Origin of the sequence: Herbidospora galbida, from assembly GCF_005233835.1 — a bacterium.
In the GTDB taxonomy this organism is placed as follows: domain Bacteria; phylum Actinomycetota; class Actinomycetes; order Streptosporangiales; family Streptosporangiaceae; genus Herbidospora; species Herbidospora galbida.
The window spans coordinates 16,876-43,590 of record NZ_SZQA01000046.1 but is presented as its reverse complement, the minus strand read 5'-3'; the positions used below and the strand labels follow the sequence as shown (position 1 = coordinate 43,590).

At 69.0% G+C, this 26,715-nt stretch carries 26 protein-coding genes and 1 pseudogene; 9 read left to right on the top strand and 18 right to left on the bottom strand.

Annotation, left to right across the window (positions count from 1 at the left end; genetic code table 11):
* Nucleotides 1-3 precede the first annotated feature (3 nt).
* The 4 genes and pseudogenes from FDA94_RS33700 to FDA94_RS41640 form a co-directional block, all read left to right on the top strand.
* A complete protein-coding gene (locus tag FDA94_RS33700) occupies nucleotides 4-2,322 on the top strand; it encodes a polyribonucleotide nucleotidyltransferase (protein ID WP_137251117.1) in 2,319 nt (772 codons plus the stop codon).
* Entirely contained in the window at nucleotides 2,322-3,629 is a 1,308-nt protein-coding gene (locus FDA94_RS33695; protein WP_137251124.1) for a M16 family metallopeptidase, read from the top strand. The genes FDA94_RS33700 and FDA94_RS33695 overlap by 1 nt, the downstream gene beginning before the upstream one ends.
* A 16-nt stretch (nucleotides 3,630-3,645) precedes the next feature.
* Nucleotides 3,646-4,386, top strand: a complete 741-nt coding sequence (gene dapB / locus FDA94_RS33690) for a 4-hydroxy-tetrahydrodipicolinate reductase (RefSeq protein ID WP_137251116.1) — start codon at nucleotides 3,646-3,648, stop codon at nucleotides 4,384-4,386.
* 23 nt (nucleotides 4,387-4,409) lie between these two features.
* Nucleotides 4,410-4,586 (top strand): annotated as a pseudogene (locus FDA94_RS41640) (HIT family protein); the annotation flags it as partial.
* Here the strand turns inward: FDA94_RS41640 and FDA94_RS33680 are convergent.
* From FDA94_RS33680 to FDA94_RS33645, 8 genes are all read right to left on the bottom strand, one after another.
* Nucleotides 4,539-5,726 carry a hypothetical protein gene (locus FDA94_RS33680; RefSeq protein WP_137251114.1) on the bottom strand — a complete coding sequence of 396 codons (1,188 nt, stop codon included), beginning with the start codon at nucleotides 5,724-5,726 and terminating at the stop codon, nucleotides 4,539-4,541. The pseudogene FDA94_RS41640 and the gene FDA94_RS33680 sit on opposite strands and share 48 nt — an antisense overlap.
* Nucleotides 5,723-6,343, bottom strand: a complete 621-nt coding sequence (locus FDA94_RS33675; protein WP_137251113.1) for an HIT family protein — start codon at nucleotides 6,341-6,343, stop codon at nucleotides 5,723-5,725. The genes FDA94_RS33680 and FDA94_RS33675 overlap by 4 nt, the downstream gene beginning before the upstream one ends.
* On the bottom strand, nucleotides 6,333-6,929 hold the full coding sequence (locus FDA94_RS33670; protein ID WP_484083255.1) for a cytidylate kinase-like family protein: 597 nt from the start codon (nucleotides 6,927-6,929) through the stop codon (nucleotides 6,333-6,335). The genes FDA94_RS33675 and FDA94_RS33670 overlap by 11 nt, the downstream gene beginning before the upstream one ends.
* 25 nt (nucleotides 6,930-6,954) lie before the next feature.
* Nucleotides 6,955-7,365 (bottom strand): NUDIX domain-containing protein, encoded by a 411-nt coding sequence (locus tag FDA94_RS33665; RefSeq protein ID WP_212735624.1) that lies wholly within the window; start codon nucleotides 7,363-7,365, stop codon nucleotides 6,955-6,957.
* Between the two features lie 123 nt (nucleotides 7,366-7,488).
* Nucleotides 7,489-8,361 carry a 1,4-dihydroxy-2-naphthoate polyprenyltransferase gene (locus FDA94_RS33660; RefSeq protein ID WP_137251110.1) on the bottom strand — a complete coding sequence of 291 codons (873 nt, stop codon included), beginning with the start codon at nucleotides 8,359-8,361 and terminating at the stop codon, nucleotides 7,489-7,491.
* Complete coding sequence (locus FDA94_RS33655) at nucleotides 8,358-8,975, bottom strand: GNAT family N-acetyltransferase (RefSeq protein WP_137251109.1); 618 nt, start codon at nucleotides 8,973-8,975, stop codon at nucleotides 8,358-8,360. Before FDA94_RS33655 ends, FDA94_RS33660 begins: the two co-directional genes overlap by 4 nt.
* Nucleotides 8,976-9,013: 38 nt before the next feature.
* Complete coding sequence (locus FDA94_RS33650) at nucleotides 9,014-9,541, bottom strand: CGNR zinc finger domain-containing protein (protein ID WP_137251108.1); 528 nt, start codon at nucleotides 9,539-9,541, stop codon at nucleotides 9,014-9,016.
* Nucleotides 9,542-9,700: 159 nt separating this feature from the next.
* Complete coding sequence (locus FDA94_RS33645; RefSeq protein WP_137251107.1) at nucleotides 9,701-11,140, bottom strand: aminotransferase-like domain-containing protein; 1,440 nt, start codon at nucleotides 11,138-11,140, stop codon at nucleotides 9,701-9,703.
* Between the two features lie 37 nt (nucleotides 11,141-11,177).
* Here FDA94_RS33645 and FDA94_RS33640 point away from each other — a divergent pair, with 37 nt between their 5' ends.
* Nucleotides 11,178-12,083 (top strand): DMT family transporter, encoded by a 906-nt coding sequence (locus FDA94_RS33640; protein WP_246060295.1) that lies wholly within the window; start codon nucleotides 11,178-11,180, stop codon nucleotides 12,081-12,083.
* On the opposite strand, the gene FDA94_RS33635 is transcribed toward FDA94_RS33640, so the two are convergent.
* Nucleotides 12,070-13,482, bottom strand: coding sequence for a family 43 glycosylhydrolase (locus FDA94_RS33635; RefSeq protein WP_137251105.1), 1,413 nt, complete (start codon nucleotides 13,480-13,482; stop codon nucleotides 12,070-12,072). The two genes, FDA94_RS33640 and FDA94_RS33635, sit on opposite strands and share 14 nt — an antisense overlap.
* Before the next feature lie 12 nt (nucleotides 13,483-13,494).
* Nucleotides 13,495-14,754, bottom strand: coding sequence for an AbfB domain-containing protein (locus FDA94_RS33630; RefSeq protein WP_212735623.1), 1,260 nt, complete (start codon nucleotides 14,752-14,754; stop codon nucleotides 13,495-13,497).
* A gap of 242 nt (nucleotides 14,755-14,996) precedes the next feature.
* Here FDA94_RS33630 and FDA94_RS33625 point away from each other — a divergent pair, with 242 nt between their 5' ends.
* Nucleotides 14,997-15,812 (top strand): hypothetical protein, encoded by an 816-nt coding sequence (locus tag FDA94_RS33625; RefSeq protein WP_137251103.1) that lies wholly within the window; start codon nucleotides 14,997-14,999, stop codon nucleotides 15,810-15,812.
* A 502-nt stretch (nucleotides 15,813-16,314) separates the two neighbouring features.
* Here FDA94_RS33625 and FDA94_RS33620 read toward each other — a convergent pair.
* From FDA94_RS33620 to FDA94_RS33595, 6 genes are all read right to left on the bottom strand, one after another.
* Nucleotides 16,315-16,824, bottom strand: a complete 510-nt coding sequence (locus tag FDA94_RS33620) for a GntR family transcriptional regulator (protein WP_137251102.1) — start codon at nucleotides 16,822-16,824, stop codon at nucleotides 16,315-16,317.
* A gap of 94 nt (nucleotides 16,825-16,918) precedes the next feature.
* A complete protein-coding gene (locus tag FDA94_RS33615; RefSeq protein ID WP_246060294.1) occupies nucleotides 16,919-17,578 on the bottom strand; it encodes a JAB domain-containing protein in 660 nt (219 codons plus the stop codon).
* A gap of 889 nt (nucleotides 17,579-18,467) precedes the next feature.
* Complete coding sequence (locus FDA94_RS33610) at nucleotides 18,468-18,899, bottom strand: IS3 family transposase (RefSeq protein ID WP_170991240.1); 432 nt, start codon at nucleotides 18,897-18,899, stop codon at nucleotides 18,468-18,470.
* Nucleotides 18,881-19,336, bottom strand: a complete 456-nt coding sequence (locus FDA94_RS33605; RefSeq protein WP_137251100.1) for an IS3 family transposase — start codon at nucleotides 19,334-19,336, stop codon at nucleotides 18,881-18,883. The genes FDA94_RS33610 and FDA94_RS33605 overlap by 19 nt, the downstream gene beginning before the upstream one ends.
* Complete coding sequence (locus FDA94_RS33600; RefSeq protein ID WP_170991241.1) at nucleotides 19,333-19,629, bottom strand: transposase; 297 nt, start codon at nucleotides 19,627-19,629, stop codon at nucleotides 19,333-19,335. The genes FDA94_RS33605 and FDA94_RS33600 overlap by 4 nt, the downstream gene beginning before the upstream one ends.
* 241 nt (nucleotides 19,630-19,870) lie before the next feature.
* Nucleotides 19,871-20,593: a GntR family transcriptional regulator gene (locus FDA94_RS33595; protein WP_137251098.1), complete on the bottom strand. Its 723-nt coding sequence runs from the start codon at nucleotides 20,591-20,593 to the stop codon at nucleotides 19,871-19,873.
* Between the two features lie 158 nt (nucleotides 20,594-20,751).
* Between FDA94_RS33595 and FDA94_RS41635 the strand changes: the two genes are divergently transcribed.
* Complete coding sequence (locus FDA94_RS41635) at nucleotides 20,752-21,228, top strand: ATP-binding protein (RefSeq protein WP_137251097.1); 477 nt, start codon at nucleotides 20,752-20,754, stop codon at nucleotides 21,226-21,228.
* Here FDA94_RS41635 and FDA94_RS33585 read toward each other — a convergent pair.
* A complete protein-coding gene (locus FDA94_RS33585; RefSeq protein WP_246060292.1) occupies nucleotides 21,225-22,022 on the bottom strand; it encodes an ArsR/SmtB family transcription factor in 798 nt (265 codons plus the stop codon). The two genes, FDA94_RS41635 and FDA94_RS33585, sit on opposite strands and share 4 nt — an antisense overlap.
* A gap of 227 nt (nucleotides 22,023-22,249) precedes the next feature.
* Here FDA94_RS33585 and dapA point away from each other — a divergent pair, with 227 nt between their 5' ends.
* A complete protein-coding gene (dapA, locus tag FDA94_RS33580; RefSeq protein WP_137251095.1) occupies nucleotides 22,250-23,167 on the top strand; it encodes a 4-hydroxy-tetrahydrodipicolinate synthase in 918 nt (305 codons plus the stop codon).
* Between the two features lie 38 nt (nucleotides 23,168-23,205).
* On the top strand, nucleotides 23,206-24,891 hold the full coding sequence (locus tag FDA94_RS33575) for a ribonuclease J (protein ID WP_137251094.1): 1,686 nt from the start codon (nucleotides 23,206-23,208) through the stop codon (nucleotides 24,889-24,891).
* Nucleotides 24,892-25,123: 232 nt separating this feature from the next.
* Here FDA94_RS33575 and FDA94_RS33565 read toward each other — a convergent pair whose 3' ends face one another.
* Nucleotides 25,124-26,686, bottom strand: a complete 1,563-nt coding sequence (locus FDA94_RS33565) for an MFS transporter (RefSeq protein ID WP_137251092.1) — start codon at nucleotides 26,684-26,686, stop codon at nucleotides 25,124-25,126.
* Nucleotides 26,687-26,715 lie beyond the last annotated feature (29 nt).

Genomic DNA, 26,715 nt, shown 5'->3' with positions numbered 1-26,715 from the left:
CCCGTGGAGGGTGTCCACAGCACGGAAGCCGTCATCGACAACGGCTCCTTCGGCACGCGGACGATCCGGTTCGAAACCGGCCGTCTCGCCCGCCAGGCGGCGGGGTCCGCCGTCGTCTACCTCGACGACGAGACGATGATCCTTTCCGCGACCACCGCCTCGAAGAACCCCAAGGAAAACCTCGACTTCTTCCCGCTCACGGTCGACGTCGAGGAGCGCATGTACGCCGCGGGCCGCATCCCCGGCTCGTTCTTCCGCCGTGAGGGCCGCCCGTCCGAAGACGCGGTCCTGACCTGTCGTCTGATCGACCGGCCGCTGCGTCCCTCGTTCGTCAAGGGCCTGCGCAACGAGATCCAGATCGTCGCCACCGTCATGGCGCTCAACCCCGAGCACCTCTACGACGTCGTCGCGATCAACGCCGCCAGCCTCTCGACCCAGCTCGCCGGGCTGCCCTTCTCGGGCCCCATCGGCGGCGTCCGGGTCGCGCTGATCAGCGGCCAGTGGGTGGCGTTCCCGACCCACACCGAGCTCGAGGGCGCGACCTTCGACATGGTCGTGGCCGGCCGCGTGCTCGCCGACGGCGACGTCGCGATCATGATGGTCGAGGCCGAGTCGACCAAGGACACGCTGAAGCTGGTCGCCGAGGGCGCGGTCGCGCCCACCGAGGAGACCATCGCCCAGGGTCTCGAGGCGGCCAAGCCGTTCATCAAGGTGCTGTGCGAGGCGCAGTCGAAGGTGGCGCAGGTCGCCGCCAAGGAGACCGGCGAGTTCCCGATCTTCCTCGACTACCAGGAAGACGCGCTGGCCGCCGTCGAGGGCGCCGTGCGCTCCGAGCTGGCCGCCGCGCTGACCATCGCCGGCAAGCAGGAGCGCGAGGCCGAGATCGACCGGGTCAAGGGCCTGGTCGGCGAGAAGCTGCTGGCCGACTTCGAGGGCCGCGAGAAGGAACTGTCGGCCGCCTACCGCAGCCTCACCAAGAAGCTGATGCGCGAGCGCGTCATCAGCGAGGGCATCCGCATCGACGGCCGCGGCCCGAAGGACATCCGGGGGCTCAACGCCGAGGTCCACGTTGTGCCTCGCGTCCACGGCTCGGCCCTGTTCGAGCGCGGCGAGACCCAGATCCTGGGCATCACCACGCTGAACATGCTCCGCATGGAGCAGATGATCGACACGCTCAACCCCGAGCGCACCAAGCGCTACATGCACAACTACAACTTCCCGCCCTACTCGACCGGTGAGACCGGCCGCGTGGGCTCGCCCAAGCGCCGCGAGATCGGCCACGGCGCGCTGGCCGAGCGGGCGCTCATCCCGGTTCTCCCGAGCCGCGAGGAGTTCCCCTACGCCATCCGCCAGGTCTCCGAGGCCCTGGGCTCCAACGGCTCGACCTCGATGGGCTCGGTCTGCGCGTCCACGATGGCGCTGCTCGACGCCGGTGTGCCGCTCAAGGAGATGGTGGCCGGCATCGCGATGGGCCTGATCGGCGAGGGCGACACCTACGTCACCCTGACCGACATCCTGGGCGCCGAAGACGCCATGGGCGACATGGACTTCAAGGTCGCCGGCACCAAGGACGTCATCACCGCCCTGCAGCTCGACACCAAGCTCGACGGCATCCCCGCCTCGGTCCTGGCCGCCGCGCTCAAGCAGGCGCGCGGCGCCCGCCTGGCCATCCTCGACGTGATGCAGGAGGCGATCGACTCTCCGGCGGAGATGAACCCGACCGCGCCGCGCATCATCACGATCAAGGTTCCCGTAGACAAGATCGGCGAGGTCATCGGCCCGAAGGGCAAGATGATCAACCAGATCCAGGACGACACGGGCGCCGAGATCACCATCGAGGACGACGGCACGATCTACATCGGCGCCACCGACGGCCCCTCGGCCGAGGCGGCCCGGAGCGCGATCAACGCCATCGCCAACCCGCACATGCCGGAGGTCGGCGAGCGCTACCTGGGCACGGTCGTCAAGATCGCCGCCTTCGGCGCGTTCATCAGCCTCATGCCCGGCAAGGACGGCCTCCTCCACGTCTCCCAGATCCGCAAGCTGCACGGCGGCAAGCGCATCGAGAACGTGGAAGACGTGATGGGCGTCGGCGAGAAGATCCAGGTGGAGATCGCCGAGATCGACTCGCGCGGCAAGCTCTCCCTGGTCCCGGTCGAGGTCGTGGAGAAGGAGGCCGCTGAGAAGGCGGCCCGCGCCGAGTCCGGCGAGCCCGAGGAGCCGGCGGCCCCCGCCGAGCAGTCCGAGGCCCGTGGCGGCGACGACGAGCCCCGTCGGCGCCGCACCCGCAGCCGTTCCGGACGGGACGACCGCAACTCGTGATCACGACGACCCTGTTCGACGGAAAGGACGGTGCGGGGGTCATCCGCCGCACCGTCCTGCCCGGTGGGCTCCGCGTGGTGACCGAGACCATGCCGACCGTGCGTTCCGTCGCGGTCGGCGCGTGGGTCGGCATCGGCTCGCGCGACGAGGACCCGGAGCACACCGGAGCCACCCACTTCCTTGAGCACCTGCTGTTCAAGGGCACGCCCACGCGCGACGCGATGGAGATCTCCGCGTCGATCGAGGGCATCGGCGGCGAGATCAACGCGTTCACCGCCAAGGAGTACACCTGCTACTACGCGCGGGTCCTCGACGAGGACCTGCCGCTGGCGATCGACGTGCTGGCCGACGTGGTCACCTCGTCCCTGATCACCCCCGACGACGTAGAGTCGGAGCGGGGCGTGATCCTGGAGGAGATCGCCATGCACGACGACGACCCCTCCGACGTGGTCCACGAGGCGTTCTCCGAGCAGCTCTACGGCGACACCCCGATCGGGCGTCCGATCCTCGGCAACGAGGAGACGATCAACGCCCTCACGCGCGACCGCATCGACGAGTACTACCAGCGCTTCTACCTGCCGACCCACACCGTGATCTCGGTGGCCGGCAACGTCTCCCACGAGCACGTGGTGGAACTGGTGGCCCGCGCCTACGAGCGCGCCGGGGCCCTGGGCGGCGACGCCGCGCCGATCCCGCCCCGCGTGGGCGGTTCCGGCCTGCCGGCCCACCGCGGCGTGAAGGTGGTCGACCGGCCGACCGAGCAGGCCAACCTCGTGCTGGGGACGACCGGCGTCAGCCGTACCGACGACCGCAGGTTCGCCCTCGGGGTGCTCAACGCGGCGCTCGGCGGCGGCATGTCCTCCCGCCTGTTCCAGGAGATCCGGGAGAAGCGCGGCCTGGCCTACAGCGCCTACAGCTACACCTCGCAGTACGCCGACACCGGCCAGTTCGGGGTCTACGTCGGCTGCCTCCCCTCGAAGATCGACGACGTCCTCAAGATCTGCCGCGACGAGATCGGGCGCGTGGTCTCCGAGGGCTTCACCGAGGAGGAGATCCTGCGCGGCAAGGGCCAGATGCGCGGCGGTCTCGTGCTCGGCCTGGAGGACACCGGCTCCCGCATGTCGCGGATCGGCAAGAGCGAGCTGGTCTACGACCAGCTGATGTCGGTCGACGAGGTGCTGCAGCGCATCGACGCCGTCACGGCGGACGACATCGCCGAGGTGGCGGGCGACGTGCTGACCCGGCCCCTCACTCTGGCCGTCATCGGACCGTTCGCCGGAAAGGACTTTTCGGCCGCGGTGAGCTGACCGCTAGCCTTAGCACGTGATCAAAGTAGGTGTGCTGGGCGCGCGTGGCCGCGTCGGGGTGGAAGTGTGCAAGGCCGTCCACGCGGCCGACGATCTGGAACTCGTGGCGGCCGTCGACAAGGACGACGCCCTCGACCCGATCGCCGAGGCCGAGGTGGTGGTCGACTTCACCCACCCCGATGTGGTGATGGGCAACCTCCGCTGGTGCATCGAGCGGGGGGTCCACCCGGTCGTCGGCACGACCGGGTTCGACCCCGGCCGCCTCGACGAGGTGCGGGCCCTGCTGGCGGCCAACCCCGGCACCAACGCCCTGATCGCCCCCAACTTCGGCATCGCGGCCGTGCTGATGATGCACTTCGCCCAGCAGGCGGCCCGCTTCTTCGAGTCGGCCGAGGTCATCGAGCTGCACCACCCGAACAAGGCCGACGCGCCCTCGGGCACCGCCCGGCGGACCGCCGAGCTGATCGCCGCCGCCCGCGCCGAGGCCGGCCTCGACGCGATGCCCGACGCGACCTCGCAGGAGCTTCCGGGCGCCCGTGGGGCGGACGTCGACGGCGTCCACGTCCACGCGATCAGGCTGGCCGGGCTGATCGCCCACCAGGAGGTCATCCTGGGCGGCGACGGCGAGATCCTCACCATCCGGCACGACACCATGAACCGCTCGTCGTTCACGCCCGGGGTGCTGCTGGGGGTCCGGAGGGTGCGCGATCTGCCTGCCGGCCTGACCGTCGGTCTGGACGCGCTGCTCGACCTGTAGCCGCCTTTCGTGGGTACAGGAGGGTCGACTGCGGCGTGGCGGCCGGTCAGACCGTGCCGCACGCCCACGTCCACCTGATCCCGAGGCGGCGGGGCGACACGCCCCACCCGGAGGGCGGGGTGCGGGGGGTCATCCCCGAACGGATGCGCTGGTCACCGCTTCTTGACCCAGCCGAGCAGCAGGCTCAGGGCCGCCAGTAGGGCGGCGGCGGCCACGTTTCCGCCGACGGATCCGAGCGGGCCCTCCTCGCCCTGCGCCCACCACCACAACGACGCGGCGGTGAACCCGCCGCCCACCGCCAGGCCGCTCCAGGACGCGATCTTCAGCACCCGCCGCGGCGTCCAGACCGGCGGTGGCGGCGGGCCGAGCACCTGGCGGATCCGCCACAGCGTGTCCATCAGAATTCCGTAGGTCCGCGTGGAGCGTTCCCCGCCCCGGCCCGGATAGATGTAGCCCTCCCGGCTCTCCAGCGCCGTCAGCGCGTCGTCGAGCACCGCGCGGACCCGGACGTCGGTGTGGAACAGGCCCGGCCGCCAGAGGGCCACGCACGAGAGCAGATAGAGCTGCCAGGGGATGTGGATCCAGTGGTGGTGGCGCGCCATCTCGAACTTGTAGTCCTCCTCGGTCCGCGTGAACGGGTCGAGCGTGGCGAGGAACTCCTCGACGAGGGCGCCGTCGTCGTCGCGGACGAACGGCTGCTCCAGCAGCGCCAGCAGGCAGTAGATCCTGACGTGCGGGTTCTCCTGGGGGCTGCGCGCGGTGATGCGGAGCAGGTCGACGTCCTGCGGTGCGACGGGCAGCCGGGCGGCGGTCCGGGCGCGGATCACGGAGGCGGTGGCGACCATGTCGACGGTGCACGTCTGCTTCAGCTCCACGCCCCAGCCGCCCACCGGGATGCGGGCGGCGTCGATGCGGCCGATCACCTCACCGGCCAGTTCGGCGCCGTGCTCGGCCCAGACGGGGGTGGCCGCGAGGGCGTAGAGCAGGTCGGCGGCCTTGAAGGTGATGCGCGCCTCGTTGTCGAGCCGGGGCTTCAGCGCCGCCTTGTCGCCCCTGGTCTTCGCCAGCCGGTTCTCCGCCGACTCCCGGGAGATCAGGTGGTTGGTGAGGCCGCGGATCTGTGTGACCGTGAGCGCGGAGGGGGTGGCCCGTGCCAGGGTCAGCAGGGCGCCGGTGGTGCCGTAGACGCCGCGCTGGTCGATCGACTTGAGGAACTGCCCGGCGGCGTACTGGTCGGGGGGCAGCCCTTCGAGCTGCTTGGCCAGTTCCAGGAAGCTCTGCATGGCCTCCTGGATCCGGTCGATCCCGGCGGTGAGCCTCTCGCGGGTGAGCTGGTTCACGCGCGGTGCGGAAAGAACGAGTCGATGGTGCGCATGGTGTTTGTGCCGTCTTCCGTAACCAGGTAATCCCAATGATCTGGCTTCCCCAGTATTTTGGCCCACTCGCGCCGGTAGTACTGGCTTCTGCCGATGTCCGCACCGACATGACAGGGCCCTTTGTGATGGCCCAATAACAGATATGGAGCTCCGTCTTCTGGGTTATCCGACAGCGCCGAGGCCAGGTCGGGAAAACTCTGGCAGGCCGGTGGCCTGGGCAGATCGTGGAAGCCGGGCACGATGTGCAAATGGGCGTGGTCGATGCAGGCCGACCTGGGGAGCAGGTTTTCGGTCGAGGCGCCGCCGTGTTCCCAATAGGTGAGGTCTCCGTGGCGGCGTACGAGGAAATCGAGGACCTCGGCCACGAACTCGCGGAAGTCGCGTTCGCTTCGGTCACTCGCGACGGCGGTTCGCAAACTGTGCACATGCCTGATGGGCGCCAGCAACAGATAGCCGGGCGACAGCCCGCCCATTCCGGGCAGCACCACGCCGCAGCGCGGGTCGAGCCACAAGGGCCGGTCGGTCCAGGGGATGTCGTCCGCCCCCGCGGCCGACCGGCACAGGAAGCAGTCAGCGATCATGCAACAGCCCCGTGACGAGTTCGTAGAGGACCGGGCCGAACCCGGCGATGCCCCGGTCGCTGCTCTCGACCGTCGGGCGGGAGATGAAGGCGGAGTTGTCGACGATCAGGTCGAACAGCTCCGGATCGGGCCCGAACCGCACGCCGTGGACCCGGCGGAAGTGCGCGACGGAGAACGCGTCCTTCGCCGCGATCTCCCGGCGGGTGAGGGGTGACGCCCGTGCTCCCGAACGCAACCGGCTGACCTGAGCCTTGGCCACCCGCGAGGGGAAGCTCGACTCCAGCCACACCCTGACGGCCCCCGGATCGGCGCAGAGCCAGGGTTGCAGCCAGGCGTCGACCACCAAGGGAGAGTCGGTGGCGGCGATGGCCCGGCCCATGAGGCGGTCCATCTCGCGGTCGACGCCGGTGTCGGCGGCCCGCAGCCGGTCGCCCTCCGGCAGCCATTCTTCGGCCGCCGAACCCGACTCGGGCAATATGCGTCTTCTGATCGCCGACATTCCGAGGTATTTCCACTCCAGCATTTCGGCGAGGATCCTGGAATGCGTGGTTTTGCCGGCAGCGGTGAATCCGGAGACGATGACCATTGCGGGCGGCGCCACCTCGGCGGCCTCATCCCGAAAGGCTGGGGATCAGTTCCGGGAGGCGTTGCATAGTGGGCTTCTGCGACGGGATGACGTCAAGGCCGCCCAAGAGCCCGAGTGGATGCCACGCCTGTTCGTCGAGGTAGTCGTCGCGCGCCCGGCACGGTTTCCCCGGGTCGCCCAGGACCCGGCAGAGCCGTGACACCGCGATGACCCGCACGATCTCGCGCCCGACGGGCATCTGCCAGTCCCACAGATCGATGATCTGATCAGGCACGACGTGGAAGCCGGTCTCCTCCAGCACCTCCCGGGTGATCTGCTCGGCCAGCGGCTCCATGGGGGTCTTGAGCCGGCCGCCCGGGAGTTCCCACAGTCCGGGATTGTGGGGATCGGCGGCGGATTTGCGCACCAACAGGATGCGATCGCGATCGACGATCACGGCCTTCTGAGCGAACGTCAGTTGAGGCATGCTCTTCTCTCTGGTCAAGGGAATTGAGTCCACTATCGTGGAGTCGACTTAACCTGTCGAGCATTACCTGATTACGCGTGCCCAATAATGGATTTACGCAAGTGCAAGGCCCACCGCGAACAGAACGCCGAATATGATCTGAAGCCGCCCGGTCTGCTGCAGCGTCTGGATCAGCGCCCGGCCCTCGATGCGGGCCCCGATGACCTCGCGCACCGGTCGGATCGCCAGCGGCAGCGCGAGCAGCCCCAGCGCCGCGAACGGGTGGGAGAAGGCCAGCGGCACCAGGCAGGCGAACGGCACCAGCAGGCACGCGGCGTAGAGGAACCTCGTGCGCCGGTCGCCGAGCACCACCGCCAGGGTGCGCTTCCCGGCCGGGCCGTCGGTGCGCAGGTCGCGCAGGTTGTTCACCACCAGCAGCGCCACGGCGAGCAAACCCACGGGCACGCTCACCCAGACCGCCGTCCACGTCCAGCCGGCCTGCACGTAGGCGGTGCCGATGACCGCCACCAGGCCGAAGAAGAAGAACACCGAGAGCTCGCCGAGCGCCCGGTAGCCGTAGGGGCGCGAGCCGCCCGTGTAGAACCAGGCCGCGAGGATCGACAGGGCTCCGAAGGCCAGCATCCACCAGGCCGAGGTCGCCACGACGAGGGCCAGGCCGACCACGGCGGCGGCGGCGAAGCAGCCGAGCGCCGCGGTGAGCACCGCCTTGGGGGTGGCCGCCTTCGAGCCGACGAGCCGCATCGGGCCGACGCGACCGTCGTCGGTGCCCTTGATTCCGTCGCTGTAGTCGTTGGCGTAATTGACGCCGACCTGGAGGACCAGCGCGACGAAGAGGGCGGCCAGGGCGGCCCACCAGACGAAGTGGCCGGCGCCGATGGCGACGCCGGTGCCGGCCGCGACCGGGACGACCGCTGCGGGGAGAGTGCGGGGCCGCGCGCCGGCGACCCATTGAGCCGGGGTGGTCACGCGCGTGAGATGTCCGTCGTCATGCGGACCATCCGGATCGGACGGCCCATGTCGAGCACCCGTTCGGCCATGTCCTCGCCCCAGCCGGCCGACTCGAGGAACCCGAGCATCGCGTAGTTCTCGGCGAACACCCAGGTCACGACGGAGCTGTAGCCGTCGTCGCGCAGGTGGTCGACGGTCGCGTTGAGCAGCCGGCTGCCGTGGCCGCGCCGGATGTGGTTCGGGTCGACCAGCAGCGTGAGCAGCTCGGCCGTGAACCCGGGATGCAGATCAGGGTCTTCGGCGGGCCCGTGTGAGGCGAGCCCCACGACCCGGTCGCTGGCCCGCTCGGCCGCCGTCGGCAGCGCCGCGAGCACCCCGCCGGGACCCAGCGCGTGCCACTCTTCGGTGTCGGGGACGACGCGTTCCACGGCGACCAGCACCCGGTGCCGGGGGGAGGGCGGCGAGAGGATCGCCTCGTCCCACTGGCGCCGCCACATCTTCTCGGCGGCGGGGCCGGTCATCTGCTCTAGCGGGCCGGGGGGCAGGAAATCGCGGTAACCGTGCTTCCACGCCCTGATCTGGGTGCTCGTCACCGCGTCGACATCTTCGAGACGGGCAGGTCTGACACCCATTTGGCCGGCTCCTTTCTGTGCCTATGACACCGTACTGGTCAGGCGGGCATCCCCGGACCTTCAGCCTGACGTCGTGCCCTATATGTCCGAGTTTTCGTGCGATTTCCACACACGCGCATCGAGCACCACGCACGTGACCGGTTCTTCGACGCGTCGATGAAGGCGGCCTGGCAGGTGCTCTCGACGCACACCTTAAGGCGTGGCCACGTCCCGTCGGCGTGCGCCGCAGCGATCATGGCCGCGAGTTCCGCGAGACCGCGGTGGGCCGCGCCGTCGGCCGGCACGAGCCGGGGCGTCCCGCCGTCGATGGCGACGCGCAGCGAAAGCGCCGACAGCGCCGCCTCCAGAGGTTCGGGGGTCGTGTACGCCACCACGTCGTGGTTGTGCCGCAGGCCGGCCCTCAGACCTTCCCGCAGGTTCCTGGCGAGCGCGAGATCGTCGGCGGGCTGGAGGCCGTGGCCCTCCAGCCAGTCGCGCAACGCCTGCGGGGAGGTCAGGTCGTCGGTATCGGTCTCGACGTCGTAGGTGTTGACGAAGTCGCGCAGCAGTTCAGCCGGGCCGGACACGTGGATCACTCCTTCCGGGGCACTCTAGCCGGGAATAACAAGACACCCCTGTAACGCTTTAGCTGGTGTCGTGATTTCCTGTCTATCGGGCAGGTTCAAGCGCGAGCCACGGTCGGCCTTCGGCCGTCCGCTTCTCGCTTAAGGAGAACACCATGCACGTCAGCTACCTCGCCTACCTGGCCTTCCAGCAGAAGAAGCGCCGGGAGCGTCAGCCGCGAGTTCCCCGTAAGCCGTCGCGAGGCGAATGACCCCCTCTGCCAGTTCGGCCCGATGGGACGCGGCCGTGTGGGTGAGCCGCAGCCACGGGCCCGGCGGCTCGGTGGCGTGGTAGATCCGCCCCGGGCTGACCAGCACCCCCGCCCGCTGGGCGCGTTCGACGAGCGCCGGTTCGTCGAGGGCGGGCGGGAGCCGTACCCACACATGCAGCCCTCCCTTCGGCACCAGTTCCACCCGCAGGTCGGGCAGATGCCGCCGCAGGCTCTCCAGCAGGATCCCCCGCCGCTCGTCGAGCTCCGCCGCGACGGCCGCCCGGTGCCGTCGCCAGGCGGGGGCCGACACGAACTCCAGCGCCGTCTCCTGGAGCGGCCGCGCGACGAAGAACGACTCGACGATCTGCGCGGCCCGCAGCCGCGCGGCGGCCGGCCCCCTGGCCACGAGCCCCGCCACCCGGAGACTCGGCGCGGTGATCTTGCTGAGCGACAGCACGTGCACGACCGTGCCGTGCGTGTCGAGCGCCACCAGAGGAGGCGGCGGGGGAGTGGTGGTGAGATAGCGGGCGAAGTCGTCCTCGACGACGAACGCGCCGGCCGCCCGCGCGATGTCGAGCACCTGCCGCCGCCGCTCCAGTGACTGCGTCGCCCCCGACGGGTTCTGCAGCGTCGGCTGGCAGTAGAAGACCCTGGCCCCGGTCCGCGCGAACGCCTCGGCGAGCTGGTCGGGCCGCACCCCGCCGTCGTCGGCCGGCACCGGCACGACCCGCAGCCCGGCCGCCCGCGCGGTCGCCAGCGCCCCCGGATAGGTCGGCGTCTCCACCAGCACCGGATCGCCGGGCGCGGCCAGCCCGCGGAAGGCGTGGGTCAGCGCGGCCTGCCCGCCGCTGACGATCAGCACGTCGTTCTGCGTCGTCTCCGTCTCACCGGCGAACCAGGTGCGCAGCTCGGGCACGCCCGCGCGCGGCGGCATCGACCAGGCGTCGGGCCGCTTCACCGCCCTGATCGCGGCGGCGCCGAGCTCCTTGGTCGGCCGCAGCACCGGGTTGAGATAGCCGCCGGTGAGCGGGATCACCCCCTCGGCGGGCTGCTGGAGGATCGACGTCAGCGCCGCCTCGTCGACGACCCGGCCGCCCAGCGCGACGGTCTGCCAGGAGGGATCGGTCTCCCGCGGACGCGGCGGCGCGGCGACGAACGCGCCCGCGCCCGGCCGCGTGGTGACGACCCCCTCGGCGACCAGCCGCGCCACGGCCTTGGAGACGGTGACGGGCGAGACGCCGTGGGCCTGGACGATCTCCCGGCTGGAGGGAAGCCGGTCGCCGGGCCGCAGAGAGGCGGCCTGAGCTTTCAGACTGTCGGCGAGACGAGCGATACTGCTATCGTCGTTCATGAGAGTTCAGAGTAGCGCTACCATCCCCGATCGGGTAGTGAGTAGCGGATCCTCGCACCATCCCGGTAGCGCCCGTATTGGCACGGCCCTCGCCGCCGTCGGCGTGCTCGCCTTCTCCGGCTCGATGCCGGCCACCGTGTACGCCATGCGCGGCCTCGACCCCTTCCTGGTCGCCATCGGTCGCGCGGTGCTCGCCCTGGTCGTGGCCCTGGGCTTCCTCCTGATCGCGCGCGCCCCGCTGCTGCCGCCCCGCCGCGACCTCGGGTCGTACGCCGTCATCGCCCTCGGCGTGGTCTTCGGCTTCCCCGTATTCAGCGGCCTGGCCCTGTACGGCGGCGCGTCCACCTCCCACTCGGCGGTCGTCATCGGCCTGCTCCCGGCCGCCACCGCGGTCGTCGCCGTGCTGCGCGCGGGGGAACGCCCCCGGGCGGCCTTCTGGACCGCGAGCGGCCTGGGCGCGCTGTCGATCACCGTCTTCACCCTCTCGCGGGGCGGCGGGCACGTGACGACGGCCGACCTGCTGCTCGTGCTGGCCCTCGGCTCCGCCGCCGTCGGTTACACCGAGGGGGCCCGGCTGACCCGGACCACCCCCGGCTGGCGGGTCATCTCCTACGCGCTCGTCGTGGCCGCCCCGCTGACGGTTCCGCTGACCGCCTGGCTCGCCCTGACGACCGCGCCGAGTCTCACGGGGGAGTCGATGGCCGGGTTCCTGTACACCGGCCTCGTGTCCATGTACCTGGGCTTCATCCCCTGGTACGCGGGCCTCGCCCAGGGCGGGATCGCCCGCGCGGGCCAGACCCAGCTCGCGCAGCCGCTGCTGACGCTGGCCTGGGCGGTCCTCCTCCTGGGCGAGCCGTTCGACCCGTGGACGATCGTGGCCGCGATGGCGGTCGTGGTCTGCGTGGCCGCCACGCAACGCACCAGGGCGGTTATTCCAGCGTGAACGTGGCGCTGCCGTGGAAGGCGGCGGTGCCGTCGTTCTGCTCGACCCAGACCAGGCCCGAGCGGTGGCGCAGGAAGTAGCCGGGGAAGTTGACCGACTCGTACGAGACGCCGCTGCCGGTCAGTCCGGTGCGACGGTAGAACGAGGCGTCGGAGCGGAACAGGGCGGAGCCGTCGCTGCGCTCGACCCAGCCCTCGTGGTTGCGGTGCCGCAGGTAGTAGCCGGGGAAGTTGGTCGACTCCAGCGACACCGTGCCCGACCCGGTCAGGCCGGTGACCTGCCGGAACTGGCTGTCTGCCAGCGGCGTGACGTTGGTCTCGAGCCGGACGCGGTACTCCCAGTGGCGGACGGCGTAGCTGCCCGACATGAGCCGTACCGGGGTGGCGCCGTCCGGTACGGGAATGCCGAAGTCGGGCGTGCCGTCGGCCCGCCAGTAGATCTTCTGGACCCGCGTCCGCCGGTTCGGGTCGTTGAGCGGGTCGCCCGAGATGTTCTGGTACGACCGGTCGTGGTAGACGAGCAGGTCGCTCTGGCCGTCCTCCGAGACGGTGAAGGAGTTGTGGCCGGGGCCGTACTGGCTGGTCGCGGCGTTGGAGACGAAGACCGGGTTGGCGCTCTTGGTCCACGACGCGGCGTTGAGCGGATCGGCCGACGCCGAGGCGGTCAGCAGGCCGAGGCAGTAGTTCGCGTCGGTGGCGCTGGCCGAATAGGTCATGAACAACCGCCCGTTGCGCTGGATCACCGACGGCCCCTCGGCGACCCGGTAACCCCTGGTCTCCCAGGCCAGGGTGGGGATGGTCAGGCGGGTGGTGTTCCCCGTGATCTGCCAGGGGTTGCTGCCCATGCGGGCGATGTACAGGTTGGAGTTGGTCGAGATGCCCGGTTCCTGCTGGGCCCAGATCAGGTAACGGATGCCGTTGTGCACGAAGGTCGAGGCGTCCAGCGAGAAGGTGTCCCAGGGGGTGGAGATGCGGCCGCGTTCGGTCCAGGAGCCGGTCAGGGGGTTGGCCGCGGTGCTCTCCAGGACGTACATGCGGATGCGCCACACGTCGTCGGTGCGGCCGGCGGCGAAGTAGACGTACCAGCGGCCGTTGATGAAGTGGATCTCGGGCGCCCAGATGTGCGCGCCCATCTCGCCCGAACTGTGCTTGCGCCAGATGACGGTCTCCGGCGCGCTGGCCAGCCCTTGGATGGTGGTGGCGCGGCGCAGCACGATGCGGTCGTACTCGGGCGCCGTGGCGGTGAAGTAGTAGTAGCCGTCGGTGTGCTTGAAGATGTGCGGGTCGGCGCGCTGCGCCGCGATCGGGTTGCCGTACTGCACGGCCGGGCTGGCCTGCGCCGGCAGCGGTGTCAGGAGAAGCAGCGTCGCCACGACGACGATCAGGCGTAACAGGCGCATTGACGGGTCCTCTCAGGCCAGCGGGCTGGTCACGGTGAAGGCCGTGCCGGTGGGATCGAGGCGCAGGCTGCCGTTCAGGAACTTCCCTGGCAGGTTGTACGACTCCAGCAGCGACCCCCGCGCGCAGAAGGTGGCGTCACCGCGGAAGATCGCCGAGCCGTCGTTCCGCTGCAGGACCAGCTGCATGTTGTAGTGGCGCAGGTAGTACCCGGGGAAGTTGATCGCCTGGAACGAGTAGCACCCGGAGTGGGCCAGCCCCGCGCCGATGGTGAAGGTGGAGTCCTGCCGCGCCAGCAGCGAGCTGGAAGCGCTCACGTTCTCCAGATACGCCTGGTAGTCGCGGTGCCGCACGTACAGTGACCCGGCCCGCAGCGACCGGTTCCCGGTCGGCAGCGCGGTGGTGTCACCGGAGTCCTCCCGCAGCACGGTGAAGTGCCGGGCCGTGCCGGACAGCCCGGAGAGTTCGGTCCGGGAGGAGAAACTCGACAGGTCGGAGCTGTCGGCGTAGTAGTAGCGCCCGCCCGAGTAGTTGTCGAAGTAGAGCCGCCACCGGTTGTCCGGCAGCCGCACGAGCGCGGGCCCTTCGAGCCCCGAACCCCACCCGGCCCAGTTGCCCGTGCCGACGAACGTCCACGGCCCGTTGAGGCTGGTGGCGGTGGCATGCTCGATGTACTTGGTCGTCTCGTTCTTCAGGAAGTTGTGGTATGTCCCGCCGACCTTGACCAGGAAACTGTCGATGTAGTTGGCCGAGATCCCGAGCGGCGTCGCCGCCGACCACGCCGACAGCGCGGAGTTGGTGGCCGTGATCCGGTAGGGCCGGAACTGCCCCGCCGTCCCGGTCGTCGACGCCGAGAAGACGACGTGCACACTGCCGTCGGAGTCGCGGAACCACTCGGGCGCCCACGTGCTGCCCGTCGAGCCGTTCAGCCCGACGACGACGTTGCGCTGGAAGGTCCAGGTGACGGCGTCGGCGCTGCGGGCGAACCCGATCGTGTTGCCGGTCCAGCCGGTCGTGTAGACGAGGTGGTAGTAGCCGTCGCTGTGCTTGATGACGCTCGGGTCGCGGATCAGGCCTGACGGGGGTGTGTAGGCGTTTGCCCTGATCAGGTTGTAGTTCGCGGCGTTGCTGGAGTCGTAGACGTACATGTTCGACTCGCTGGCGTTGGTGAACGCCGTCATGAGGTAATGCGGGGCGGGGCCGGCGGCGTTGGCGGGGGTGGGGTGGAGGAGGACGGCGATGAGGAGGAGGGGGAGCAGCACTCTTCTGAGCATGGGAGGTCCATCTGTTATCGCTAACATTGGGATCTCATGGCTAACCCGGGGGCGGGGGTCTGTCAACGGCGGTCCGCATCGACGCAGGTGGCTGGCGTGGCGGGCGTGAAACTTTCGCGAAGTGTTGCTTTAGATGACAAATACCATTAATTCCTGACTTGAATGTCGCGCGAGGATGTGTCAACGGAATCGCGCGGCTTTTCGTCTCTATCTCGGCACCTTTTTATGTGGAGTCGGGAGCGATGAAGAAAACCGGGAATTTCGCCTGGATTGTGGCGATCTGCGGCCCAGTGGCGCTGCTGATGATCGGCCTTTCGGTGGTGGCGACGCTGGAGAGCGCGAGCTGGGTGGGCGGCATTCTCGGCGCGGTGGCGGCCATCGCCCTGGGGATCCGCCAGCGCGCGGTCAACGGGCAGAACGACGCGCTTCCGAGGTGGGCGGCGGCGATCCGGCCGGGGCACGTTCTGCTCGGAGGAGTCGTCGTCGCGGTGGCGGCGGTTGCATTGACCTGGGTGTTCTACGGGGCCGAGGGGTCGGCTGCGGGCGTCGGGACACCTCCGAAGCCGTATGTACTGCCGTCGGAGTTCCACGACACCGACTGCGTGTACGAGGTCAGCAACGATCAGAAGCTCGGCGCGGAGGCGTTCCAGCTGCTGCCCGACGGACACGTGGACCAGGAGTTCGTGCCGGCGTCGCCGTATGTGTGGACGATCGGGGTGGTCGTCGGCTGGGAACAAGGGATGCCGGACAAGCTCACGCTGGCCGTCATGCACGGCGACGCCGTCCTGTACCGTGCCGCGGTCACGCCATCGAACAACGGCGGCACGTATCAATCCTTTCCGCCGATCCGGGTGGAGCGGGGGCAGACCTATACATTGCGCGTCGACAACACGACGGGGATGAAAATCGGCGTGTACATCGCCCCGGTGACTCCTGAATCCGTAGTCGGCGCCGACCGGCTCGGATCATTGCGCATCGTCGGCGAAGACCGGGCACCGAACCGACGGCTACCGGGCCGCGCGCTGACCGGCTGCGTCGGCGGCGCGGAACGCACCTGAATCCGTCCCGCCGCGGCGCGGGATGGGGCCGGGTGGAGCGGGCCCGGGTGGAGCAGGAGCCGGGTGGAGCAGGAGCCGGGTGGAGCAGGAGCCGGGTGGAGCAGAGCCGGGCGGAGCAGGAGCCGGGTGGAGCAGAGCCGGGCGGAGCAGGAGCCGGATGGGAGCCCGCCGGGCGCAAAGCTACCGCCGCTCCCGCTGGGCCCTATAGCCTGTCGGCTCGCAGAGCCGCTTGCGGTTGCACCACTGGCCACCACAAGCCGTTTCGGCTGACCGGACTCCGTATCGACGCCGGAGCGGGGAACCGATCTGAGGCAGCCAACCGTCCATCTGGGCAGACGGGTGTTGCCCGATCCGTAGGCAGTACGGTCACCCATTCACCTAAACAGGTCACTCATCCACCTGGGCGAGCGCCGGCCCGCCAGGGCGGGCGGCGGATCCGCCTTTACCCCGGCAAGTCACGTCGATGTCGGGTGCCCTGGGCCGTGCCCCGAGCGCCCGGGTTTCACAGCCCGTTCTGGCGTGAGGCCGGTGTCGAGCGCTTCGACTTGGGCCACTTCTCGCGGGCCGTCGCGTACGTCCCTCGGTAGGGAACCGTGAACACGTACCCCTGTTTGCGCAGGGTCGCTATCGCCTGGCGGACGGTCGCCTTGGCCACGCCGTGCTCGGCCATCAACGCCTTCTCGCTCGGCAGGGCGCGGTTGGCCGGGAACTCGCCGGAGCGGATCTTCTCCGACAGGAGCTTCGCGATCTGCTGGTAGACGGGGAGCTCCGATCGCGGGGTGTCGGGCGTGCCCACGAAGGTGCCCTCTCCCTGGATCGTGTAGGCGAGGCCCTGGTCGCGCAGTTCGCGTGCCACCCGGCGGGCGGTCATACGGGCGACGTTGTATTCGGCTTCGAGTTCCGCCTCGCTGGGGATGGCGTCGCCGGGGCTCAGCTCGCCTTCGGCGATCTTTCGCCGGAGCTCCTCGGCTATCTGCTTGTAGACCGGCACGGGTCCCTCTCGGTCGAGCATCTTCGTATCGTAGACCAAACAGTACGTATACCCAGAAACCAGACACTTACTAAGTCTCTATAGACGGCGACTAGACCTATATGTAGATTGAGGATTAAGAAACACGGCGCCACTTGGTGTCGGTAACCACAAGGTGATCGAGGAAGGTGAGGCCAACGATGTCGGAAGCGTGTCGCAGGTGGTCGGTCGAGGCCACGTCGTCGGGACTGGGCTCGATGGAGCCACTCGGGTGGTTGTGCGCGACGCCGAACGCCGCCCCTCCCGAGGTCAACACCGCTGTGATCACATCGCGGACGGGCAGTGAGGTGTGGTCGCTCCCGCCCTCGGTGAGCACCAGCTGGCGCAGCACCCCGCCGGCGGCGTCGCACACCACCAGGACCAGGCGCTCCTTCGTCTGCTCCCGCAGGAGCGGGGCCACCAGGGCGGCGAGGTCGGCCGAGGAGGTGATGCGCAATGGACCGGGGCCGCTTTGCGAGCGACGTACAAGATGAAACGCCGCAGCGACGCGGGCGGCCTTGGCGGGCCCGACCCCCGGAACGCTGAGCAGCCGATGTGGCTCGGACCGCGCGAGTTCCCCGAGATCGCCGCAGTGGGAGATGACCCGCGAGGCGAGCTCGACGGCACTCATGCCGCGGCTGCCCGATCCGAGGAGTATGGCCAGTAATTCCCGATCGGCCAGGGCGTTGCCTCCTTTCTCCAGCAATCGCTCACGTGGCTGATCGCCAGCCGCCATGTCCTTGACCCGCAAACCCATGACGCACGTTTTACCATCACCCACCGACGTTCTTGCGGTGCCCGCATTTGTCCATCCGATTTGTGGCTGGAAGTGTTTTACGTCCCGGGCGTGGATGTGACGCGATTTCCCTGATTAGAACGGCATTGTTCTACCAGGACGCCCTGTTGCCTCGTTCGCGAGAGTATGTCTGCGTCGCTACCGTCTGGTCGTGTTTGCGCTGTTCTCTGGTGTTGCTGTACGACCTGGCTGAGGCCGGGACGCCCGCCGTGCGCCGGCGTGCATGTGGATGCTCTCCGCGGGGCTGAATTGACCGCCATCCCGCTATGTGGCGATATGGCTAAGTCTCGAGCGACGGGCTCCATCGACTGCAGAGAATGGTCACCGCCCTGGGTTCCCCTGCCCATCTCGGATGATCGAATGCCTTAAGCTGCGGCGCGTCGGCAATTACGGCAAATCGTATTTGTCGGAGTGCGTGGTTCGAACAAGGGCGGGCCGACGCCTGTGCCGAATCGCCTCAAAGCACTCGCCGCTCCACATCGCCCCCACACGTGGAGCTGCGAGCGGCCGGTCGCTGGAATGCACGAGGGAGAGTTCCAGCGACCGGCACACCTCTTGCGATGTCGGCGCAGGCTCACGCCCGCTCTCTGAGTGCCGTCGACTTGTTCGGCGGCACCAAGGAGGAGGTCCCATAGGCACTCACCACCTGCCTTGCCTTGCCAGGCGGTGAGGGACCGGCCGCTGGAACGCGTCGGCAGCTTCCAGCGGCCGGTTGACCTCTTTTTCGGAGTCATCGCCGATGTGCCGGTGCGTCTTCGCGGCTGGAAGGGACTTCGGGGCGGGGAGAGTGAGGGCGGTAGCGGGTTGTTGTGAGCTTGCTCCACTTTGACGGACACGGCGCTTGTGGTGATCAGGCCGTGGTTGCGGCCTCGAACTCGGCAGGACTTCGGTAACCAAGGCTGCTGTGCAGTCGGTGCAGGTTGTACCAGCTCTCGACGTATTCGAAGATCGCGCTGCGCGCGGCGGCCCGGGTCGGCCAGCGATGTTCGTCCAGCAGGTCGCCCTTGATCGTGGCGAAGAACGACTCGGCCACCGCGTTATCCCAGCACTGGCCACGGCGGCCGACCGACAATCGGATGCCGAGCCGGTCGGCGACCTGACCATAGGCGGCGCTGGTGTACTGACGGCCGCGATCGGACTGGAAGATCACCGGCCCATGCGGACGGCGGTCATCCCACGCGTGTTGCAAGGCGTCGACGACCAGCGGCCTGCGCAGATGGTCGCCGGTGGCCCAGCCGATCACCCGGCGGGAGGCGATGTCGATCAACGTGGCCAGATACAACCAGCCCTCATCGGTGGCGACATAGGTGATGTCTCCGCACCAGCGGGCGTCGATTCGTCCGGGTCGGCCTGGAAGTCCCGGCCGATCAGGTCCGGCCGCCAACCGGCGTCGGGGGCGGGGATCGTGGTGATCTGCCGGCGCCTGCGGTGCCTGCCCTGTAATCCCAGGGCGCGCATCAGCCGGGCCCGGCGCCGGCCGCACAACTCACCTTCCCGTCGCAGGGCCGCGTGGATACGCGGAGCGCCGTAGGTGCCACGCGAATCACGGTGCAGGCCGCCGATGCGCTCACTCAGTTCCGCATCACGAACTTCGCGAGGACCGCGATGGCCATCACGGCGTGCGTAGAAGGCGGCTCGGGAGACCTCCAGCAGCTCACACGCCCGTTTGACGCTGTGACCGCCGCGCTTCTCCGCCTCGATGAACGGATCAACGCTCACCGGGTCTCCCGCACGAAGAAAGCCGTGGCCCGCTTAAGGACGTCGACGTCCTCGCGCAGCCGGCGGTTCTCCCGCCGCAACGCGGCCGGCTCCTCCCGTTCAGCGCTGGTCAGCCCCTCCCGCGCTCCGGTGTCGACCTCGGCTTGGCGGACCCAGGCCCGCACCGCGGTCTCGGTCAGCTCGAAGTCTTTGGCCACCTGGCCGACCGAACGGTCACCGCGCCGGCACGGCTCGACGATCTCGGCCTTGAACTCTGGCGTGAACGAGCGGCGAGGACGCTTTTTCTTCCCCATGCTCTCCAAGATGGACATCCTTCCGGGGACGAACCCCTGGTCTCAGATGTCCGTCAAACCGGATCAAGCCCAGTTTGGTACTGCTCCGCTCCTGCCCTCTCAGGGAAGGCCGCCGCCGAGGAACGTCACCCAAGGAGAGGACATGCCTCGAACCCCCCACCGCCCCACACAAACAAGTCGCGGGAACCCGCAAGTAGCAGGTCCCCGCGACCCGGTCATACGCCGAAAGTGAGGGAAGCCCTCACCGGCCCGTCTGGTCTCCGTAAGGAGCAGGGAGGCTGTAGACGAGTCGGAACTGGTCGCACGGGATGATCACGTCGCTGGTCTCCACGGGTTTGTCGCCCGCCCAGTGGGTGCGTTCCACGTGGAGTACGTGAACGCCGGCCGGGAGGTCCAGGACGTCGCTTTCCACGGGCTGGGGGACCCGCGCGTACACGTGTTCGGTCACCTCGGTCAGCTTCAGGCCGTTGCCGCCGAGGCGGTGGGCGACCTGGGTGATGTCGTCGGTGCCGTCGTTGTAGACGATGGGTTCGTACGACACCGCGAGCTGCACGGGTTTGCCGTCGCTGCGATAGACGATGCGCGTTCTCGTGACGGGGGATTGGGCGGCGATGCGCAGGCGTACGGCGATGTCGGGCCTGGCCTCGGCGGAATCGGTCTTGACGTCACACGTCGGGCGGCGCCCGACGGCGTGCATGTCGGTCGAGAAGTGGGCCTGGGCACGGTGGAGCGGGAGCAGGTCCGGCCGTTGACGGACCCGATGGCCCGACCCGACGCGGCCGATGATCAACCCTTCTTGGGCCAGCACTCGAAGCGCGTGGCGAGCGGCGGTTTCGCCGACGCCGTACTTCCGGGTGATCTGGTGCCGTGAGGGAATCGGCGCTCCGGGTTGCAACAGGCCCTCCGTTATCTGACGGCGGAGGTCTTCGACAACACGCAGGTAAACCGGATCGGAGTTGGCCACTTATCCATCCTTGGACTGTAAAGCGTTAATTCCGATCCTCCCGTATCCGATGCACAACCCAGAGTAATGGCCAACAGTTGTGATTCCAACTTTACTCTTGACCTGTGGAGGATCCTGTCGTGGATCGTCATGCTTTGTCCCTGCCTGGACGAGCCTCGATGGCCGCCGTGGCCAGGCTATTCGTCCGCCGCTACCTCGATGGGCGCCCACTTGCCCATGATGCCGAGGTCGTCGTTTCCGAGTTCTTCTCGAATGCCATTCGCCATAGCAGAATCCCTAAGGGCGGTAATGTCCGCATATGCGTTATTAAGCTGGAACGCTCCATTCGTATAGAAGTGACCGACCCTGGCGGCGAGGCGACCGCGCCCCGCGAGAAACGCCCGCCGCCCGCCGACGAGCACGGTCGCGGCCTCGGGATCGTCCGCGAGATGGCCACCGCGTGGGGACACGAGGGTTTGGGAGATGTGTACGTCACCTCCTGGGCCGGCTCCGTCCACTCCCGGAGATCGGGCCCGGCTGGTGCGCCCCCGTCAGCGCCGTCGTCGGGCCGCTCTCCCTGGCGACCTGCTGAGGTGGGGTGTGGGCGACGACCCCGTGCGCCGGATCCCGTCGCGCGAGCGGCAGCCGGCCCCTAGCTCAGGGCCGGTAGGGTCTCGCCCGTCTCCAGGTACGTCTTCAGGTTCGACAGGATCGCCGGCCACCCCTGGCTGATCTCCGGGAGGATCGCCGAGCCCTCCATGAAGTCGTCGTGGATCACCGTCAGCTTCACCAGGTCGCCCACCGGCTCCAGGCTGAACGTCACCTTCGACCTCGGCTCGGCCCGCCACGCCGTCAGTTTCTCCCCCGTCAGCTCGACGGCCGCCGCGAACTCGTCGGTCAGCGTGTGCCAGGTGTAGGAGAGCCGCTCGTGGGGCTTCGACTCCAGCACCACCTGGTGGGTGGGGTCGTCCATGCGCACCTCGCCCATCGCCCACGTGACCGGCGCCCCCACCTCCCAGGTCGACTCCAGCGACACGCCCCAGTAGCGGCGGGTGAACTCCGGGGTGGTCAGGGCCTCCCAGAGGCGTTCGGGGGTCGTCTTGATGTACGTCGTGTAGGCGAACTCGGTCGGGCTCATGGGCCGTTGCTCCAATGCGGTCTTGAGGTCGGCCAGGGCGCTCGCCCGGGCCCGCGTGTATCGGCCGAGCCAGCGGTCGGCGATGGCGTTGATCGGTTCGGCGTTCAGGTAGTGGAGTTTTTCCCGGCCGCGCCGGGTCGTGGTGATCAGGCCGGCCGACTCCAGGACGGCCAGATGCTTGCTCACCGACTGGCGGGCCATCGTCAGGCCGTCACACAACTGACGCAGGGTCTGGCCGTTGGCGGCGTTCAGCCGGTCGAGCAACTGGCGGCGGCTGGGGTCGGCCAGTGCCCGGAAAACCTCGTCGTCCACGCCATCGCACGATAGGCAGCCAAACGGCTGCATGTCAACGCGGGAAAATAAGTTCCAAGAGTCTGTAACGCGGCCGTAAGACGCGTCGATTGAGGGATAGAGGCCGCTGATGTGTGTACCCCCGAGCACATATCGGCGGCCTCTTTCGTGCCCGGATGCCCCCGCCGTTATCCACAGGCGGGGTGGCGGGGTCCACCGTTTGGGCGGATCCGGGTACCGTTCGGTCTATGGCATCGCCAACTGGAACCTCTGACGCCCCCTTCGGCCGCATGCTGACCGCGATGGTGACCCCTTTCACCGTCGACGGAGCCGTCGACTACGACGCGGCGCAGCGACTGGCCGGCTTCCTCGTCGACGAGCAGCGCAATGACGGCCTGGTCGTGAGTGGCACCACGGGCGAGAGCCCGACGACCACCGACGAGGAGAAAGAGCTCCTCGTCCGCGCCGTGGTCGAGGCCGTCGGAGACCGGGCCTTCGTGATCACTGGTGTCGGCACCTACGACACCGCCCACAGCGTGAAGGCGGCGAAGGCGGCCGAGCGGGCCGGTGCCCATGGTCTGCTGGCGGTCACGCCTTATTACAGCCGTCCCCCGCAGGAGGGCGTTTACCGCCACTTCGTCGCGATCGCCGACGCGACCGAGCTGCCGGTGATGCTCTACGACATCCCCGGGCGGTCCAACATCCCCATCGCGCGTGAGACGCTGATCCGGCTGGCGCAGCATCCGCGGATCGTCGCGGTGAAGGACGCCAAGGGCGACTTCCACACCACGTCCGAGGTCATGCTCGCGACCGACCTCGTCTTCTACTCGGGCGACGACGCGGTCAACCTTCCGTGGCTGTCGGTGGGCGCGGCCGGGTTCGTGAGCGTGATCGGTCACGTCGCGGGGGTCGACCTCGCAGAGATGATCAAGCGGTATCGCCAGGGTGACGTCGCGGGAGCCCGCGAGATCCACCTGCGCCTGACCCCCGTCATTTCGGGGATCATGAACCAGGCCGGTGGGGCGATCATGGCGAAGGCCGCACTGAGACTTGTCGGCCAGGAAGCCGGTCCGAGCCGGCTGCCGCTGGTCGAGGCAACACCTGAACAGATCGCGCTGCTCCGCGCCGACCTCGTCGCGGGCGGCCTGAAGGTCATAGGAGATTGAGTGCTGCTGGCTACACCCCATGATCACGGGGTGCGCGCATGAGTCATCCCCATCCGGAACTCGGCCCGCCTCCGCCGCTACCCGAAGGAGGCCTGCGGATCGTCGCCCTGGGCGGGCTCGGGGAGATCGGCCGCAACATGGCGGTCTTCGAATACGAAGGCCGGTTGCTCGTGGTCGACTGCGGGGTCCTGTTCCCCGAGGTCGACCAGCCCGGGGTCGACCTGATCCTGCCCGACTTCGAATACATCCGCGACCGGCTCGACAAGATCGAGGCCGTCGTGCTCACGCACGCCCACGAAGACCACATCGGCGCGGTGCCCTACCTGCTGCGCGAGCGGCGTGACATCCCGCTCGTCGGGGCCAGGCTGACGCTCGGGCTGATCGAGGCCAAGCTGACCGAGCACCGCATCCAGCCGGTCACCGAGGAAGTGGTCGAGGGGGAGCGGCGCCGGTTCGGGCCGTTCGAGCTCGAGTTCTTCGCGGTCAACCACTCGATCCCCGACGCGCTCGCGGTCGCCGTGCGGACCCCCGCCGGGATCGTCCTGCACACCGGCGACTTCAAGATGGACCAGCTGCCGATGGACGGCCGGCTGACCGACCTGGGCGGGTTCGCCCGGCTCGGCGCCGAGGGCGTCGACCTGCTGATGTCCGACTCGACCAACGCCGAGGTGCCCGGGTTCGTCACCAGCGAGCGCGACATCGCGCCGGTGATCGACGACGTGATCCGGGTGGCCGACAAGCGCATCATCGTGGCGTGCTTCGCCTCCCACATCCACCGCGTGCAGCAGGTCGTCGACTCGGCCCAGAAGCACGGCCGCAAGATCGCCCTCATCGGTCGGTCGATGGTCCGCAACATGGGCGTCGCGCGCGAACTCGGCTATCTCAAGGTGCCGGCCGGGATCCTGGTCGACTCGCGCGAGATCGAAGAGTGGCCGCCGGAAGACGTCGTGCTCATCTGCACCGGTTCGCAGGGTGAGCCGATGGCGGCGCTGTCGCGCATGGCCAACCGCGACCACCCGATCCGCATCGCCGAGGGCGACACGGTGCTGCTGGCCTCGTCGCTGGTCCCGGGCAACGAGACGGCGGTCAACAAGGTCATCAACGGGCTGACCCGGTGGGGGGCGAAGGTCGTCCACAAGGGCAACGCGCTGGTCCACGTGTCGGGTCACGCCGCCGCGGGCGAGCTGCTCTACGTCCTCAACGCCACCAAGCCGTCGAACTTCATGCCGGTCCACGGCGAGTGGCGGCACCTGCGGGCGCACGCGCGGCTCGCGCGGCTCACCGGAGTGCCCGACGAGAACGTCGTCATCGCCGAAGACGGGGTCGTGGTCGACCTGGTCGACGGGCAGGCGAAGGTGGTCGGCGCGGTGCCGGCCGGTTACGTCTTCGTCGACGGCACCTCGGTCGGCGACATCACCGAGGTGGCGCTGAAAGACCGGCGCATCCTGGGCGACGAGGGCTTCATCTCGATCGTGGTGGTCGTCGACTCGACCACCGGCCGCCTCACCGGCGGCCCCGAGATCACGGCGCGCGGATCGGGCATCGACCCCGACTCGCTCGACGCGGTGATCCCCCAGATCGAGAAGGCGCTCCAGGAGACGGCCGCCGCGGGGGTGGCCGACGTCATGCAGATCCGCCGCGTCGTCCGCCGCACGGTCGGCCGCTGGGTCAGCGACACCTACCGTCGTCGGCCGATGATCATCCCGGTGGTCGTCGAAGCCTGACCGTTCCTCTCAGTGGCCCTTCCTCGACAGGAGGGGCCACTGCGCTTTCTGCCGGACATCGGCGGCGCCCGACCTTTTCTCCGTTACGGCTCCGCCTGGCCGGCCCCGCCCGCCGCCACCGGCCCTCGCCGTATCCGGCGCCAACCGGCCGCGACCCATCCCGCCGTAACGACCGCCACCCGGTGGACGGCGGAAACGGCCCGTCCGCGTGGGAGGGCCGTTTCCCGGTTGGTCAGCGGGCGGGTTCTTCGACCCGGCCGGTGTCGTCAAGGATGACCTCGGGGATCTCCTTCGGGGTGCCGCGGAGGGCCCAGAGGCAGGCGGCGGCGAGGACGATCATGGAGACGGCGCCCACGACGAGGGTCGTGTGCATCGAGTCGACGAAGGTGCGCTGGGCCGCTTCCAGGAGCTGGGTTCCCAGCGCGCCGGGAAGCTGGGACGCCACGTGGACGGCGCCGCCCAGGGACTCGCCCGCCACGGTGGCCGCCTCGGCGGGGATCCCTGACGGGACGACCAGGTTGCCGGTGTAGAGGCCGCCCAGGACGCTGCCCAGGACGGCGATGCCGAGTGCGCCGCCGACCTCGGTGGCCGTCTCCGAGATGGCCGAGGCCGCTCCGGCGCGCTCCCGGGGGACCGAGGCGATGATCGTGTCGTTGGTGACGGCGAAGGTGAAGCCCATGCCCATGCCGGCGATGATCATCGGAAGGAGCATGAAGGCGTAGCTGGTGTCGACGTCGACCAAGGCGTAGAAGAAGAAGCCGACCGAGGTCAGGAACAGGCCCAGCGTGACCGTCCTGGCCCGGCCCATGGCCATGATCAGCGTACCGGCCAGGCCGCCGGCGATCGCGGCGCCGACGCCGCCCGGCAGCCCCGCCAGGCCCGAGACCAGCGGCGACCAGCCCCGGACGAGCTGGAAGTACTGGGCGAACGCCACCGAGATCGACAGCGTGCCGAAGATGACGGCCACGTTGGCGCCGACGGCCCCGGAGAAGGCGCGGAGCCGGAACAGGCGCACGTCGATCAGCGGTTCGGCGAGCTTGGTCTGACGGCGGACGAACACGACGAAGGCGACCAGGCCGAGCGCGGCGGAGATCCAGACCGCCGGTTCGGCGATGCCGTCGTGGGCGGCGATCTTGAAGGCGTACACGAAGGAGATGACGCCGATGATCGACAGGGGGACGCTGATGACGTCGAGGCGGCCGGGGTTGGGGTTACGGGATTCCGGCAGGACGAGCACGCCGCCGATGACCAGGATGATCGTGATCGGGACGTTGATCAGGAAGGCCGAACCCCACCAGAAGTGGTCGAGCAGGGCGCCGCCGACCACCGGGCCGATGGCGAACCCGAGGGCCGAGACGCTGCTCCAGATGCCGACGGCGGAGGTGCGCTCCTTCGGGTCGGTGAAGACGTTCCGGATGATCGACAAGGTGGACGGCATGATGGTCGCGCCCGCCACGCCCAGCAGCGCGCGGGCCGCGATCAGCAGCTCGGGCGTGGGGGCGTAGGCGGTCAGGGCCGACGCGGCGCCGAAAGCGACGGTGCCGATCAGCAGGAGCTTCTTGCGGCCGATCCGGTCGCCGATGTTGCCGAACGTGATCAGCAGACCGGCCAGGGCGAAGCCATAGATGTCCAGAATCCAGAGCAACTGGGTCGCGGTCGGGGTCATGTCCTCGACCAGCTTGGGAGTGGCCAGGTGAAGGACGGTCACGTCAAGAGCGAGCAGCAGCATCGCGAGGCACGAGATGACCAGCGTGCCCCACTTCTTCGCGGCCGGGGTGGGGGTGGTGGAAGTCATGGGCTCAGCTTTGGCGAGGCCCCTGACCT